Genomic DNA, 14,432 nt, shown 5'->3' on the forward strand with positions numbered 1-14,432 from the left:
ACTTCCCAAAGCTCCGCCTTGGATTACATCCATGGGTAAGGACATCACCCAGGATGCGCTTCCTCGCACGCCGTTCCGCTATCTGTTGCTGATGACCGTGCCACTACAAAACTGGGCCTACCGCCCTGTGCCGCAAGAGGGCGAATACCGCCCCGCCTATGCGCCTGGCGTGTTGGACATGGTGAAAGAATTCGATCCCTTACCCTGGCATGCTTGGGTCTGGCAAGGCACGCCACTGGATGAGCAATTTGACCGTGGCCCGCTGCTAGTTGACGCGACGAGCCAGCCTGGGCTGATGCAAGAGGCTCTCACGCACTGGGCGCCCGCAGGTGGCGCAATGTTCATCGGTGCGGCGGCCGATCTCGGTGATATGGCGGCACACCTCAGAGGTCTAGTGCAGCTTGATCTGTCTTGTGAGGGCGAAGCCACCTTGAACGTTCAACCACATCACCTCGCCGCCTGGCTCGAGGCGTTGGACGAGGACCACCGCGATGCGTGGCTTGGACCGATCAGCGCTTTGCTCTGGCGCGCTAGCTGGGGTCCAGTTCACGACTGGCGCCGCGTGGATCGCGACATTTCCGGATATGTTGGCGGCAAGACGAGTGTACTGATGCTGCGCCCTCACGAGCTCGAACGCTTCGACGCAAACACCCGGGAGCACTTCTTGCAAAGTCGCATCTACGAGGTGCATTCGATTCCCGAACACACCGGTCGCAGCCTCGAAGAGATTCGCGACTGGATAGAGCAACTCCTTCAATTGGCCGACCGTCTGAATTTCCACGAAGAAACCGTCACGGCCCAATACATAAACCTGTTCGCCCATCATCCGTGGCTGCTCCAGAGCGATGAGGCACGCGAAATTCTCAATGACTTGACCGAGTCGCCTCAGGCTCGACTGCGTCAACTGGACGCGCTCGTTCGCGCACAGGAATCGGCTGATGACTAAGATCACAGCAGGCGGCGCAACGTCCGCACCGGCGTGCTGCCCACGCATTCCCATTCTTCCCATCCGATATGCGATTGTTCCGAATTCGGACGGCTCCGCCCAGTATCGGTACGCCAAGTCCGGCTTCAGCCTGGAAATGGGCTTTCCGTTTCTGCAGTTGTCTTCGTATACCTTGCGTGCCATTCGTCCGGGCTATGTCTATGTCTTCATGAAAGGCCCAAAGGGCGAGAAGCTCGTCATTCATGAGTACGACGGTGAAGGTCATTATCAGGAATTGACATACACCGGGCTGGAGAACTACGACAGGAAGGACAGGTACAAAGCGGGCGCACGCATGGGGTGGGTGTGGGCAGACACCAGTCCCGAGACTGCCAAGGAGGTGTGGGTCGGCTATAGCCCGCACCTCTGGACCAACGACATGACGGCCAGGATCTCCGCAGATGCCACGGTGCGGCGGCTTCATATGCGGCCCCTGGACATGGCCGAACTGACCTCGGGTGTCAAATCGCCTTCTGGCCAGCCCCACGTGCTGCCGGCGGTTGCGTTGACACAGTGGGTCGAGGACTTCAAGCCGCGCCAGGAGCGTCTGCCGCTGGATTGGAGCAGCCATGCAAGCAAGGATGATCTGCCCGTTGGCACGTTTCTAGCCCAACGAAATCACTATCGGTTTACGCAACCGCGAGTGCCGGCGGTCGTGGTTCTCAATGACGCGGAGGGACTGTGCCATGATCTCGGCCTGTCCGTCGCCGCGTATCAGCATCAGACACGCGACCTGATGCCCTCCGAACAGATTAATTCGGCCTCCGGCACGGACAACGCCGAGCTCGGCGCGAAGGATTTCCCGAGAGCATTCCGGCAGGACGTGGAGGTCTTGAGCGCTAAGAGCCAAAGCTACCATCACCGCAATTTGGTGGCGTTACTCCTTGAAAAGACCTTGCGAAACATGTACCCGCGCGACAAGCTTGCGCCAGAACATTTGGCCAAGTTGCGCTATGAGTATCAGCAAAAGCAGGTTGGTCACCACCGTCGCTTCACGCCCTCCGAGATGGTCTTCGAGGTGCTTACGAACGAGCATATTTCTCCCGCAGGCGGCCGTTTAGGAGAGCGTATCGACAAGGCCAAGTATCACCAGTTCTTGGCCGAGCGCGACGAGGTTGAAAGCCGATTGCGACGTCTCCACGCCATCGTGGCCAAGGCAAGCGAAGATCACGATCGGTGGCTTGCCACTGCCGAGGCCACATATGAAAGCGATCCGAACAGCGTGGCGGCGGCCTTGGCCGCTTACGATCGCAACAAGCGTATATCAGCGATAGGACTGGAAGTATCCCTGTCTATGCTGATTCATTCAATGAGCCAATCGTTGCCCGGCACCGAGGACGACGACCCTCGCTTCACGCGGTTGAATGCGTGGCTCGACAAGGAAGACAGCCTGCTCTACACCGCGTTGGCGCCATACAACCCCTTCAAGGAAAAGGCCGATGCAGTGGGATCCTTGCTGGGCGCCGCGGACTACATCATTGAGGATCTGGCGGGACGCTTTCCCGCCACAGCCGGCGTCACAGACCTCACAGCACAATCGGTGACCACCGTCGTGCTCAAACGCATGCGCGGGAAGACTCGCTGGGAAGCCAGCCGCACCCTGCGGCAACAGGTACTTGCCGCCGCCGATGAGGCCAACGCAAGCAAGGCCATGGGCTTGTTAAGCGCTCGCTACCGCATCACCGACGAGGTTGTACGCTCGGATGCCTTCAGCAGAGAAGTCGACAACCTCATTAATTCTGGCATGGCGAAGGTCGAAGAGATAAAGAAGGTACGCGTCCACGGCAGCCGCACAGTGACCATCGAGGAAACCCTGACGCGGCGTGTGAAGCCGAATATTGCATCGCTGCTCAACACGACGGGCGGAGGAGCGTTAAATGTAGGCATGCTCTGGTTCAACATCGTGAGCCTTAGAACCGCCTACGCCAACTTGCGGAGCGATCCGTCTTTCGAATACGCGGCTGGCTTCGCGTCCGCGCTTTTCGGGCTGGCGGGCGCCGCGGCGGCTGTGCTGGTCAGCGCGCGGGCTTCTCACAAGATCATCATGTTGCGAGTCAGTGCGACTGTTCCGGGAATGACTTTTGGGAATGGGCACATTCGGTTTATCAGCAGCAATTTGTTTACTCGGTTGGTGGGTTATCCGGCCATCTTTCTCGGATTTTCGGCCGACGCTCTGAAGGCCATTCGCCAAGCGAAACAAGGAGACATGGCAGCAGCCAGCCTCACATTCGCAGGGGGGATTGCATCAACCCTCGGAGGAATCGCGCTCTTGGAAGGAACCCTCGCTATCGCCGGAGCAACCGCTGTCATCCCTTTCGCCGGCTGGGCTGCCGCAGCATTCGCGCTACTTGGCGCCGGCGTTCTTGCGATAGGCCTTGAACTGCATGCCCACGCAAAGGATCGCGTCCATCAACCTATTGAATTATGGGCCGTGCGAGGCGTGTTCGGCACCAGGCAAAACGACGGGGAAAAAAGGAAGGGAATCAATCTAGATCCAAACGATCGGCTACCGCCTTATCCCGAGGTACGAGATGAGATCAAGGCTTGGTATTCCGCCAATTTCGCACCCGTATTAATTGACGATCATCAGGCAAAGTCGCTGGGAATCACCAACGTAGACAGTCGTTGGCATGAAAACACCGCTTGGTCGATACCGAACTGGGGGCAGATTACAACCGATAGCGTACCGACAGAACCTAGCGTCGCCGAATTCACCGTATTGCTTCGAGGCTATATCACTGGACAAAGTGACTGGAAGTACAAACTGTCCGCTCCGGACGCTGGTCAGGAGAGCGATGTCAATGCTGCCAAAACAGCCTTTCATCTCGCATCTGGCGAGCTGGTAATTAACTTCAAGATTCAAGCAAAGAGCAAGTCCGGCGTCGAACTAAAAATTGAATACCAGCCCAATCAAGGACTTGATGAGAGCGCCGTCGTATTCACCACTTTTAAATTGATGAGCTGATTCATGGCAATCACCTGGCTGTTTTCGCAACACGAGAAATCAATATCAGTTCCTGCCATAAGCGACCAACTAGCGGAGATGGACGAAGTGGTCCTCTCGCTGCGCAATCCGTGGGCGGTGGATTCCGTCTTCATGGGAAAGCTGTATGTGGCCTTTAACGCACTTGCATCGCTATTTTTGATTTGGATGTACTTCGAAATTCCAACGGCTTCTACAGACTCATCGGAAAGGCAGCTCTTTGTCCTAGTTTATGTATCGGGCGGCGTGGTTCTGTTCACTTTTTTTGCCTTGCTGACTTGGTATCGAGTTTTCTACATTACCCGCCTATCTAATTTCTACTTCAACCGCAGGCTCAAAAAAGTTTATTACCAACGCAACAAGACCCTTATCCAGTTCGACTGGGCGCAGACCGAGGGAGGCGTATTCGTGCGCAATGAATTTGGCGGTGCTGGATTTACCACCAACTTTGCCCTCGCCTTCGGCCCCAAGCCTGCGGCCGGTCAAGAGAAGAACCGTATCGTCCTCTGGGTCGACAGCAACCACTCCAACGACCCAGACCCCCGATACGTCGCGCAGGTGTGGGAATACATCCGGCAGTTTATGGAAGAAGGTCCCGACAGGTTGCCAGCGCCAGGCGAACCCAATTGGTGGTACGCCCCGCTCCACCGGATTTGCCTGACGCCCGCCGAAGCTTGGCGCCACTACGCGCCCTGGCGCTCAGGCGAACCCGGCGAAATGCAAGGCAAAAAGAATTGGCTGCTGCCGATGTGGCTCGTGCTCTTCCCCTACAACATGTTTTCCGCACTGTGCTGGTACGCGGTGTGCCGCGTCTTCAACGTTCGAGGTGCGCCGCCACCGCCGGAAGCTCTGGGGCGCTAGGACATGCCGCGAATTGCAAGGTGCCCTTCCAGTACCCGCGGACGGCACGTGATCGCTATGCCCGGCGCGCCAAACACGGCAACGCCACCCGATACCCCACAAACACATAAAACCCGCCAGAGTTCATCACCAGCCAAGCCCCCAACCCGCCAAGCACCGCCACCACCGGTCCCACCGCCCTGACGTCGCCCTGCGTCCAGGCGATGCCGCCGAGTGCGCCCACGGCGATCAGACAGATCGACAGGCGCTTGAGCAGCACCACGCCCTGCACCCGCCCCGCCATCATCAGCACCATCCCGATCGACAGGCCCAGCGCAGTCCCCGCGCACACCGCGACCAGCGCGAACGCGGCCATCGCGGGGCCGGCGAATCGCAGCAGCAGGCTCAGCAATTCAATGCCGACGCCCAGCCCGCCCGCCATCACCAGCACGGACAGCACCAGGGGCGACCACATGCCCGGTGGCGTGCGGCCCTCATCCATGTGGGCCACGAAGCGGTGCATCGCCGCAGACGAGGAAGGGTCGTTGCCCGCCTCCAATGCCGCTTCCAGCTTGCGGCACTGATCAATCAGGGCGTTCAGGCCGGAGGCGGGCTCGGGAGTCATAGCCGTGTCACGCCGGGGGCATGTTCGGCCACGGTGCTTCGCAGCGCGGCCATCGCCTCTTCCACGGCCACAGGCCGGAACGCATCCTCCCGCCAATACATCGCGACCGACCCGAACCCCGACAGCCGCACCGGAATGATGCGCATCGCCCGCATCTGCGAAAAGCGCAGCGCGGCGCGGTGCGAGGCGACGCCGATCATGTCGCTGTTGTTGATGAGGGTCAGGTTGACGGTGACGGAATTGGATTCGATATGGTCGGGCGGCGGCGCCTGTCCGGCCGCGGCCAGCGCGGCGTCGACCGCGTTTCGGATGGGCGTACCTTTGGGCCACAGGATCCAGCGGTAGGACAGCAGGTCCTGCCAGCTTGGCTGCTCTACTGCGAAGAGCGGATGGCGAGGCCGCGCCACCAGGTGGATGGGTTCCAGGTAGAGCGCCTCGAAGCGGATCGCGGGATCATGATGCTCCGGCGCAGACCGTCCCACGACGATATCCAGTTCCCCCTGCGCCAGTTGGGCCAGCAGGCGATCGGTCGTTCCCTCGACCAGTTTCACGCGCGCCTGCGGCATGCGTTCCAGCAGCTTCATCACCGCCAGCGGCACGGTGTCGGACGCAGACGCGCCGGATGCGCCGATCACCACGCGCCCGCCGCCCCCCTCGCGCAGGGCCGCCATGTCCGCGCTGGCGCGATCCAGTTGCGACTCAACGCGCTGCGCGTGCGCGATCAGCACGTCGCCATGCGGCGTCGGGCGCAGGCCGCGCGCGTGTCGCTCGAAGAGCGGCAAGCCAATATCGTCTTCCAGATCCTTCAGCCATTTCGACAGGCCCGGCTGCGTCGTATTGAGCATCGCGGCCGAGTGGCTGATGTTGCGGGTCTGGGCCAGGCTGAGCAGCATCTTCAGATTGCGCAGCCGCAAGCGATGGGTCCAGTCCATGCAGGCCCTTTTGGTGGGAGGTTTGTCTCGTATGTATATGGTTATTGGTATGGATAATAAGATAATTTCATTTCAAACCACATAGCTCCTGCTCGCATAATCGTCTCCATATCAGGACCAGCCGCGAACTTACGCGGCGGCCGCCCGTAGAAGCCGGCACCAGCCGGACGTACAGGAGACAACCATGCACGACGGTCATTGCGCCGGCGCGGACAGCGCCGCTTCGGACCGCGCCCGTTATTACGCGCGCATCGCCAAGAAACACATGGCCCCGCTGTGGGAATCGCTGCACAACCTGGTGCCGCGCCAACCCGCGCCGCGCTGCGTGCCTGCCCTCTGGAAGTACGACGACGTGCGTGACGACGTGATGGCATCCGGATCGCTGATCACCGCAGAAGAAGCCGTGCGCCGCGTGCTGATCCTGGAAAACCCCGGTCTGCCGGGCCAGGCCAGCATCACGCAAAGCCTGTACGCCGGACTGCAGCTCATCCTGCCGGGCGAGATCGCGCCCAGCCACCGCCACACGCAATCGGCCCTGCGCTTCATCGTCGAGGGCCGCGGCGCGTACACCGCCGTCAACGGCGAGCGCACGACGATGCACCCCGGCGACTTCATCATTACGCCCTCGTGGACCTGGCACGACCACGGCAACGCCGAAACCGTGGAAGGCGGCGAGCCGGTGGTCTGGCTGGACGGCCTGGACATTCCGCTGCTGCGCTTCCTGGATGCCGGCTTTGCCGAGAACTATCCGTCCGCCACGCAGCCGGTCACACGGCCCGAAGGCGACAGCATGGCGCGTTTTGGCCACAACATGGCGCCCGTGCGGCATCACGTTTCCAGCGGCACATCGCCCATCTTCAACTACCCCTACGAACGCAGCCGCGAGGCGCTAGATGCGCTCTACCGGCATGGCGAGCTCGACCCGTGGGACGGCGTCAAGCTGCGCTACCTGAATCCGGCCACGGGCGGCTATCCCATGCCGACGATGGCCACCTTCATGCAGTTCCTGCCGGCAGGCTTTCAGGGCAAGACCACGCGCACGACTGACTCCACGGTGTACAGCGTGGTCGAGGGCCGGGGCACGGCGCGCATCGGCGACCAGGAGTTTCATTTTGGGCCGCGCGATGTGTTCGTCGCGCCCTCCTGGATGCCGGTGCAGCTTGCCGCGCTGGAAGACGCGACGCTCTTCAGCTATTCCGATCGGCCGGTGCAGGACGCGCTGGGCCTGTGGCGCGAAGAACGCGTCCGCTGACGCACGTACACGGCCGCACGTGGCAGCACGCGGCCGAAGCTGGCCGCGAATACGGCCGAGATTCAAATTTCCCTCCGCCTTCAAAGGGTGACCCATGTCGTTTGTGTTTGCTCCCGCCGCTCCCGTTGCCGTGCCCATTGCCGGCAGCCAGGACAGTTTTCCCGTGCGCCGCGTGTACTGCGTCGGCCGCAACTACGCCGCCCACGCGCGCGAAATGGGCTTTGACCCCGACCGCGAACCGCCGTTCTTCTTCTGCAAGCCGGCCGACGCCGTCGTGCCGGTCGCAGAAGGCAGCACCCTCTCTTTGCCCTATCCGGCCGAAACGTCCAACCTGCATTACGAGATCGAGCTGGTCGCGGCCATCGGCAAGGGTGGCGCCAACATCTCCGTCGACGATGCCTTGCACCACGTGTGGGGATACGCCGTCGGCCTGGACATGACACGCCGCGATTTGCAGATGAAGATGCGCGAAGCCGGCCGCCCGTGGGAACTGGGCAAGGCGTTCGACCAGAGCGCGCCGATCGGCCCGCTGCATCCGGCGCAATCGGTGCGCGGCATCGAGCAGGCCGGCATCTGGCTGCAGGTCAACGGCGCCGACCGCCAGCGCAGCGACATCGGCAAGCTGATCTGGTCCATCGCGGAAACCATTGCGTATCTCTCGAAGTACTTCCGCCTGGAGGCCGGCGACCTGATCTACACCGGCACGCCCGAAGGCGTCGGCCCCGTGGTGCGCGGCGACAAAATGGTCGGCGGCGTGGACGGACTGGGCACGCTCAGCGTGCAGATGGCCTGAGGCCGGGAGACCCGCATGCAACTGCACAACTTCTTCAACAGTTCCACGTCCTACCGTGTGCGCATCGCGCTCGCGCTCAAGGGCCTGTCCTATGAATACCTGCCCGTGAACCTGCGCAAGCAGGAGCAGCGGGCGCCGGATTACGTGGCGCGCAACCCGTCGGCCGGCGTGCCGCTGCTGGTCGACGGCGACGTTGCGCTGTCGCAGTCGCTTGCCATCATCGACTACCTGGACGCCACGCATCCCGAGCCGCGGCTGATTCCCGCGGACACGCTGGCGCGCGCCCGCGTGCTGGAGCTGTCGCACGCCATCTCGTGCGACATCCATCCGGTCAACAACATGCGCATCCTGCGCTACCTGCAGGAAATGCTGGGCGCCAGCGAAACGCAGAAGAACGCCTGGTACCACCACTGGATCCGCGAAGGCCTGACGGCGGTGGAAGCACTGCTGGCGCGTCATGGACACGGCGCTTACTGCCTTGGCAATGCGCCCACGCTGGCGGACTGCTGCCTGGTGCCGCAGGTGGCCAACGCGCAGCGCATGGGCTGCGATCTGTCGCCCTACCCGCGCATTCTGCGCGTCGTCGAACACTGCAACGCGCAGCCGGCCTTCCAGCAGGCCGCGCCCGCGCAACAACCGGACTACACCAAGTGAGCATGCAAGAACCCGACACGCAAGGCGCCCCGCTGCGCGAGTACACCGACCCGGCCTACCGCCCGCTGTGCGCCACCCTGGCGGACGTGCGCGCCAATATCGACCGGCTGGACGATGAGATCGTGCGGCTGATCGCCGAGCGGGCGATGTACGTGAAAGACGCCGCGCGCTTCAAGCGCGACGCCTTTCAGGTGAGCGCGCCCGCGCGCCAGGCGCAGGTTTTCGAGAAGGCCCGGGCGCTGGCCCAGCGCCACAACCAGGGATTCACGAACCTGGAGCAGGTGGTGGACGCCACCTACCGCGCGATGGTGGCCGCCTTCATCGCCAATGAACAGACCTATTTCGACACCATGAAGAACGTGGGAGACACGCATGCTTGATTCTTCGACCTCGCAACCGGGCCACCGCCTTGCACGCCGCTTTGCTCGCCGTTTTGCGACGCGCGCCGCGGCGTTCGGCCTGGCCGTGCTGGCGCCGCTGGCGGCCAGCGCCGCCGACGCATGGCCCACGCAGCCGCTCAAGGCCGTGGTGCCGTTCGGCCCGGGCTCCAGCCCCGACCAGGTGGCGCGCATCGTCAGCGAGAAGGCCGGCGCGATCCTGGGCCAGACCATCGTCGTCGAGAACAAGCCCGGCGCCAGCGGCAACATCGGCACGTTCGCCATCGCCAACGCCAAGCCCGACGGCTACACGTTCGGCGTGTCGATCACCGGTCCGCTGGTGAACAACACGCTGCTGTTCGACAAGCTGCCCTACGCGCCCGCCAAGGACCTGTCGCCGCTGACGCTGGCGGTGCACCAGCCCAACGTGCTGGTGGTGCCGTCCGCGGCCGGCATCGACAACATCGGCCAGCTGCTGGAGGCATTGAAGAAGAATCCGGACAAGTACAACTTCCCGTCACCGGGCGCGGGCACGGTCTCGCATCTGGCTGTGGAGTTGCTGTTGCAGCAGATCGGCGCGCGCGCCACGCATGTGCCCTATCCGTCGTCGCCGGCGGCGCTGACCTCGCTGCTGTCGGGCGACACGCAGTTTGCCGCGCTGCCGCCCATCGCAGTGATGCCCATGGTCAAGGACGGCCGGCTCAAGGCGCTCGCGGTCACCTCGTCCAAGCGCTCCGCCCTGCTGCCCGACATCCCGACGCTGGCCGAAGTGGGCGTGCAAGGGATCGAAGGCTCTGCGTGGATCGGCTTCGTGGTGTCGTCCAAGACGCCGGCCGATGTACAGAAGAAGCTGTCGGACGCGCTGATCCAGGCCATTCACGACCCCGAGGTCGCCAAGCGGCTGCAGGCGCAGTTCATGGACCCGGTCGGCGATACGCCCGCGCAGTTTCGCGGCTACATGGACGACGAGTTGAAGCGCTGGGAGCCGTTGATCAAGAAGCTGGGCATCAAGGGCCAGTAAGGACGACGCGCGGCCCGGCCGCGCGCCGACAGCAACAAGCAAGGAGAGTCAGATGGTCATCACCGAACCCGCCCGCCAGGTGCCGCTTTATGGCGAGTACGAGGTCGTCGTCCTGGGCGGCGGCCCGGCCGGCGTGCTGGCGGCCGCCAGCGCCGCGCGTAATGGCGCCAGCGTGCTGCTGGTGGAGCGCTATGGATTTCTGGGCGGCATGGGCACCGCTGCCGGCGTGTCCAACTTCTGCGGCCTGCACGCCAACATCCATGGCGACATCCGGCAGGTGGTGCACGGCATGACCGACGACCTGCTCGACCGCATGCGCGCGATGGACGGGCTGAACGACCCGCATCTGATCCTGGGCAAAATCCACGCGCAGGCCTACGACATTTCGGCGTTCAAATGCGCGGCCGACGGCCTGGTGCAGGCCAGCGGTGCGCAGGTGTTGTTTCACGCGCTGGCCACCGGCGTCGCGCGTGACGGCCAGGGCCGCGTGGACGCCCTGTTCCTGGAAACCAAGTCCGGCCGCTGCGCCGTGCGCGCAAAGATCTTCATCGACTGCTCGGGCGACGCCGATATCGCGCAATGGGGCGGCCTGCCCTTTGAAAAGGGCGATGCGCACGGCCACATGCTGTATCCCACGCTGATGTTCAAGGTGGGCAACGTCGACGGCGCGCGGGCGCAGGAAGCCTGGAAGACCATTCCGTCGCTGATGGACGAGGCCACGGCCAGCGGCGAATTCACCTTTCCGCGCAAGGGCGCCATCGTGCGACCGCAAAAGCACGACTACGAATGGCGCGTGAACGTCACGCAGCTGGCCAACGCCGACGGCAGCGCCGCGGACGGCACCAACGCGGATTCGCTGTCGGCAGGCGAACTGGAGGGCCGCCGGCAGATCATGAACTACCTGGCTTTCCTGCGCGCCAAGGTGCCGGGCTTCGAACAGGCCTATGTGCTGGACATCGCGCCGCAGCTCGGCATTCGCGAAACTCGCCGCATCGTCGGCGAGGCGGTGCTCAGCCAGGAAGACGTGCTGGGTTGCGCCGACTTTCCCGACAGCATCGGCGTCAATGGCTGGCCGCTGGAGATGCACACCGCCGGCGACGTCAAATGGGTCTGGCCGCCGATTCCGGAATCGCGCGGCTACAACCAGCTGCCGTTTCGCATGATGGTGCCGCGGCGCGGCCCGGGCGTGGCGGACAACGTGCTGGTGGCGGGCCGCTGCGCCTCCATGACGCACGAAGGCCAATCGGCCGCGCGCGTGAGCGGCAGCTGCTTTGTCATGGGCGAGGCCGCGGGCACCGCATCCGCAATGGCGTTGCGCGAGGGCATCGCGCCCGGCGACGTGTCCATCCCCGCGCTGCAGGCGCAATTGAAAAAGCAGGGCGCCTTCCTGGGCGGCCAGGACTGATCCCGGGGGATTTCGACATGACGCAAAACCAGGCTGCAAAGCCCAAAACGCAAACCGTGATCGTCGTGGGCGGCGGCATCGGCGGCCTGGCCGCCGCGCTGGCGCTGACGCGGCAAGGCATCGCGGTTCAACTGCTGGAGCAGGCGGCGCATATCGGCGAGATCGGCGCCGGCATCCAGCTCGGGCCCAATGCGTTCGCGGCGCTCGACGCGTTGGGCGTGGGCCGCACGGCGCGCGAGCGGGCCGTCTTCACCGATCACATCATCATGATGGATGCCGTGGACGCCAAGGAGGTCGTGCGCATCGACACCGGTGAGGCGTTCCGCGCGCGGTTTGGCGGCCCTTACGCGGTCATCCATCGTGCCGACATCCACCTGTCGATCCTGGAGGCCGTGCAGCAGGACCCGCTGATCCAGTTCCGCACGTCCACGCAGATCGCCAGCATGTCGCAGGACGAAAACGGCGTGGAGGTGGTGGACACGCAGGGCAATCGCTACCGCGCCGACGCCGTGGTGGGCGCGGACGGCGTGAAGTCCGTGATCCGCGAGCGCATGGTGGGTGATCCGGCGCGCGTAACGGGCCACGTCGTCTATCGCGCCGTGGTCGAACAGGACAACATGCCGCGAGAGCTGCGCATCAACGCGCCCGTGCTGTGGGCCGGTCCACACTGCCATCTGGTGCACTACCCCTTGCGCGGCGGCCAGCAATACAACCTGGTCGTCACCTTCCATAGCCGCGAGAAAGAGGAATGGGGCGTGCGCGAAGGCAGCAAGGACGAGGTGCTGTCCTACTTCCAGGGCATCCACCCGACCCCGCACCAGATGCTGGACCGGCCGACCTCGTGGAAACGCTGGGCCACCGCCGATCGCGAACCCGTGGAGCAGTGGGGCCAGGGACGCGTCACGATCCTGGGCGACGCCGCCCACCCCATGACGCAATACATGGCCCAGGGCGCCTGCATGGCGCTGGAAGACGCCGTGACGCTGGGCGAGGCGATCCGGCAGTGCGATCACGACCTGCCGGCCGCCTTCCGGCTGTACGAATCGGTGCGCATTCCGCGCAGCGCGCGCGTGGTGTGGTCCACGAGGGAGATGGGCAGGCTCTATCACGCGCGCGGCGTGGAGCGCACCGTGCGCAACATGCTGTGGACGGGGCGCAGCCAGTCTCAGTTCTACGACGCGTTGCAGTGGCTGTACGGGTGGAAAGTGGAGAACTGCCTGGCGGCCAAGCCGCCGCAATAGCAACCGATAACCAAACAGCAGGACAGGAAACAGCAGGGCAAGCGGTATCAACACAGCGCAGCACAACAAGCACGAGTGCAAGAAAAGCACCAGAGGAGACAACCATGCACAAAAGCACCATCCGCGGCGCCGCCGCCGTCATGCTGTCATTGGCCTCGTACGCGGCCAGCGCGCAGCCCAAACCGGTGGACATCGGTTTCATCGGCACCCTGTCCACGCCCGCCGGCTACATCGGCGAGGACGAGCGCGACGCCTTCATGCTGGCCGTCAAGGAAGGCGGCGGCAAGCTGGGCGGCGTGCCGGTCAACGTGCGCGTGGAAGATGACGCGCTCAAGCCCGCCAACGCCAAGCAGATCGCCGACAAGATGGTGCAGGGCGGCGTGCGCCTGTTCACCGGCATCAACTTCTCGAACGTGATGGCCGCCGTTGGCCCCACCGTGCTGAACGCGGGCGCCTTCTATGTCAGCCTGAACGCCGGCCCCTCCAACTACGCCGGCAAGGCCTGCAATCCCAACTACTTCGCGGTGGCGTTCCAGAACGACTCGTACGCCGACACCGCCGGCATGGCCGCCAACGAACTGGGCGCCAAGCGCGTCGTCATCATGGCCCCGAACTACCAGGCCGGCCGCGACGCCATTGCCGGTTTCAAGCGCACCTACAAGGGCGAGATCGCCGACGAGATCTACACCAAGCTCGAACAGGCCGACTTCTCGGTGGAACTGGCGCGCATCCGCTCGCTCAACCCCGATGCCATCTTTCAGTTTCATCCGGGCGGCGCGGGCATCAACCTGACCAAGCAATTCGCCAATTCCGGGTTGGCCGACAAGATCAAGATGATCACGCCCATCTACTCGATGGATGACCGCATGCTGGCTGCCACCGGCACCGCCGGCAAGGGCTTTTACCTGAGCTCGCTGTGGAGCGCCGACCTGGACAATCCGCAGAGCAAGCACTTCGTCGACGCTTTTACCAAGGCCTACAACCGCCCGCCCACCGCGTACGCGGCCCAGGCCTACGACACCGCCAACCTGATCGGCTCCGCATTGAAAGCCGTGAATGGCGACATCACCGGCAAGCCCGACGACTTTCGCAACGCCCTGCGTCGCGCCGACTTTCCCAGCGTGCGGGGCAAGTTCAAGTTCGGCTCGAACCAGCACCCCATCCAGGACTGGTATCTGCTGCACATCGAAGCGGGTCCCGACGGCAAGCTCGTCTACAAGAACCTGAAGGAGCTGGCGCGCGACCACACCGACGTGCACGCGGCCGACTGCAAGATGCAATGACGCGGCACGGGCTGCGCGGCGCCGGGCTTGCCGGCGTCGCG

Annotated in this window: 13 protein-coding genes; 11 read left to right on the forward strand and 2 right to left on the reverse strand. The window is 63.6% G+C overall.

All coding sequences use genetic code 11. The features are described 5' to 3' along the window. Window positions 1-31: 31 nt before the first annotated feature. Genes LN047_RS26005 through LN047_RS26015 form a run of 3 tightly spaced genes read left to right on the forward strand, consistent with a single transcriptional unit; the run spans window position 32 to window position 4,829 of the window. Complete coding sequence (locus LN047_RS26005; RefSeq protein WP_373980634.1) at window positions 32-946, forward strand: DUF4123 domain-containing protein; 915 nt, start codon at window positions 32-34, stop codon at window positions 944-946. Next, entirely contained in the window at window positions 939-3,950 is a 3,012-nt protein-coding gene (locus LN047_RS26010) for a T6SS effector BTH_I2691 family protein (protein WP_373980635.1), read from the forward strand. Before LN047_RS26005 ends, LN047_RS26010 begins: the two co-directional genes overlap by 8 nt. A 3-nt stretch (window positions 3,951-3,953) precedes the next feature. Next, on the forward strand, window positions 3,954-4,829 hold the full coding sequence (locus LN047_RS26015) for a DUF6708 domain-containing protein (RefSeq protein WP_373980636.1): 876 nt from the start codon (window positions 3,954-3,956) through the stop codon (window positions 4,827-4,829). A 55-nt stretch (window positions 4,830-4,884) separates the two neighbouring features. On the opposite strand, the gene LN047_RS26020 is transcribed toward LN047_RS26015, so the two are convergent. Next, window positions 4,885-5,433 carry a hypothetical protein gene (locus LN047_RS26020; protein ID WP_373980637.1) on the reverse strand — a complete coding sequence of 183 codons (549 nt, stop codon included), beginning with the start codon at window positions 5,431-5,433 and terminating at the stop codon, window positions 4,885-4,887. Further along, window positions 5,430-6,365 (reverse strand): LysR family transcriptional regulator, encoded by a 936-nt coding sequence (locus tag LN047_RS26025; protein WP_056320529.1) that lies wholly within the window; start codon window positions 6,363-6,365, stop codon window positions 5,430-5,432. The genes LN047_RS26020 and LN047_RS26025 overlap by 4 nt, the downstream gene beginning before the upstream one ends. A gap of 184 nt (window positions 6,366-6,549) precedes the next feature. On the opposite strand from LN047_RS26025, the gene gtdA reads away from it, so the two are divergent. The 8 genes from gtdA to LN047_RS26065 all read left to right on the forward strand — a co-directional run bounded on the left by gtdA (window position 6,550) and on the right by LN047_RS26065 (window position 14,391). Continuing rightward, window positions 6,550-7,617: a gentisate 1,2-dioxygenase gene (gene gtdA / locus LN047_RS26030; protein ID WP_373980638.1), complete on the forward strand. Its 1,068-nt coding sequence runs from the start codon at window positions 6,550-6,552 to the stop codon at window positions 7,615-7,617. A 94-nt stretch (window positions 7,618-7,711) separates the two neighbouring features. After that, window positions 7,712-8,410 (forward strand): fumarylacetoacetate hydrolase family protein, encoded by a 699-nt coding sequence (locus tag LN047_RS26035; RefSeq protein ID WP_373980639.1) that lies wholly within the window; start codon window positions 7,712-7,714, stop codon window positions 8,408-8,410. 15 nt (window positions 8,411-8,425) lie between these two features. Beyond that, complete coding sequence (maiA, locus tag LN047_RS26040; RefSeq protein WP_373980640.1) at window positions 8,426-9,064, forward strand: maleylacetoacetate isomerase; 639 nt, start codon at window positions 8,426-8,428, stop codon at window positions 9,062-9,064. A gap of 2 nt (window positions 9,065-9,066) precedes the next feature. Continuing rightward, window positions 9,067-9,444 carry a chorismate mutase gene (locus LN047_RS26045; RefSeq protein WP_062841265.1) on the forward strand — a complete coding sequence of 126 codons (378 nt, stop codon included), beginning with the start codon at window positions 9,067-9,069 and terminating at the stop codon, window positions 9,442-9,444. Continuing rightward, window positions 9,437-10,462: a Bug family tripartite tricarboxylate transporter substrate binding protein gene (locus LN047_RS26050; protein ID WP_373980641.1), complete on the forward strand. Its 1,026-nt coding sequence runs from the start codon at window positions 9,437-9,439 to the stop codon at window positions 10,460-10,462. The genes LN047_RS26045 and LN047_RS26050 overlap by 8 nt, the downstream gene beginning before the upstream one ends. A 52-nt stretch (window positions 10,463-10,514) precedes the next feature. Further along, a complete protein-coding gene (locus LN047_RS26055) occupies window positions 10,515-11,867 on the forward strand; it encodes an FAD-dependent oxidoreductase (protein WP_373980642.1) in 1,353 nt (450 codons plus the stop codon). Between the two features lie 17 nt (window positions 11,868-11,884). Beyond that, window positions 11,885-13,108: a 3-hydroxybenzoate 6-monooxygenase gene (locus tag LN047_RS26060; RefSeq protein ID WP_373980643.1), complete on the forward strand. Its 1,224-nt coding sequence runs from the start codon at window positions 11,885-11,887 to the stop codon at window positions 13,106-13,108. A gap of 104 nt (window positions 13,109-13,212) precedes the next feature. Then, entirely contained in the window at window positions 13,213-14,391 is a 1,179-nt protein-coding gene (locus tag LN047_RS26065; RefSeq protein WP_373980644.1) for an ABC transporter substrate-binding protein, read from the forward strand. Window positions 14,392-14,432: the final 41 nt, after the last annotated feature.

It is taken from the genome of Achromobacter sp. JD417, from assembly GCF_041879325.1.
GTDB classification, from domain to species: Bacteria; Pseudomonadota; Gammaproteobacteria; order Burkholderiales; family Burkholderiaceae_B; genus Achromobacter; species Achromobacter mucicolens.

What these genes read in the sequence shown, in the direction of transcription:
- LN047_RS26045 (WP_062841265.1), top strand. Translation starts at nt 9,067, where the DNA reads ATGCAAGAACCCGACACGCAAGGCGCCCCGCTGCGCGAGTACACCGAC.
- LN047_RS26065 (WP_373980644.1), top strand. Translation starts at nt 13,213, where the DNA reads ATGCACAAAAGCACCATCCGCGGCGCCGCCGCCGTCATGCTGTCATTG.
- LN047_RS26020 (WP_373980637.1), bottom strand. Translation starts at nt 5,433, where the DNA reads ATGACTCCCGAGCCCGCCTCCGGCCTGAACGCCCTGATTGATCAGTGC.
- LN047_RS26010 (WP_373980635.1), top strand. Translation starts at nt 939, where the DNA reads ATGACTAAGATCACAGCAGGCGGCGCAACGTCCGCACCGGCGTGCTGC.
- maiA (WP_373980640.1), top strand. Translation starts at nt 8,426, where the DNA reads ATGCAACTGCACAACTTCTTCAACAGTTCCACGTCCTACCGTGTGCGC.
- LN047_RS26060 (WP_373980643.1), top strand. Translation starts at nt 11,885, where the DNA reads ATGACGCAAAACCAGGCTGCAAAGCCCAAAACGCAAACCGTGATCGTC.
- LN047_RS26035 (WP_373980639.1), top strand. Translation starts at nt 7,712, where the DNA reads ATGTCGTTTGTGTTTGCTCCCGCCGCTCCCGTTGCCGTGCCCATTGCC.
- LN047_RS26055 (WP_373980642.1), top strand. Translation starts at nt 10,515, where the DNA reads ATGGTCATCACCGAACCCGCCCGCCAGGTGCCGCTTTATGGCGAGTAC.
- LN047_RS26050 (WP_373980641.1), top strand. Translation starts at nt 9,437, where the DNA reads ATGCTTGATTCTTCGACCTCGCAACCGGGCCACCGCCTTGCACGCCGC.
- LN047_RS26015 (WP_373980636.1), top strand. Translation starts at nt 3,954, where the DNA reads ATGGCAATCACCTGGCTGTTTTCGCAACACGAGAAATCAATATCAGTT.
- LN047_RS26005 (WP_373980634.1), top strand. Translation starts at nt 32, where the DNA reads ATGGGTAAGGACATCACCCAGGATGCGCTTCCTCGCACGCCGTTCCGC.
- gtdA (WP_373980638.1), top strand. Translation starts at nt 6,550, where the DNA reads ATGCACGACGGTCATTGCGCCGGCGCGGACAGCGCCGCTTCGGACCGC.
- LN047_RS26025 (WP_056320529.1), bottom strand. Translation starts at nt 6,365, where the DNA reads ATGGACTGGACCCATCGCTTGCGGCTGCGCAATCTGAAGATGCTGCTC.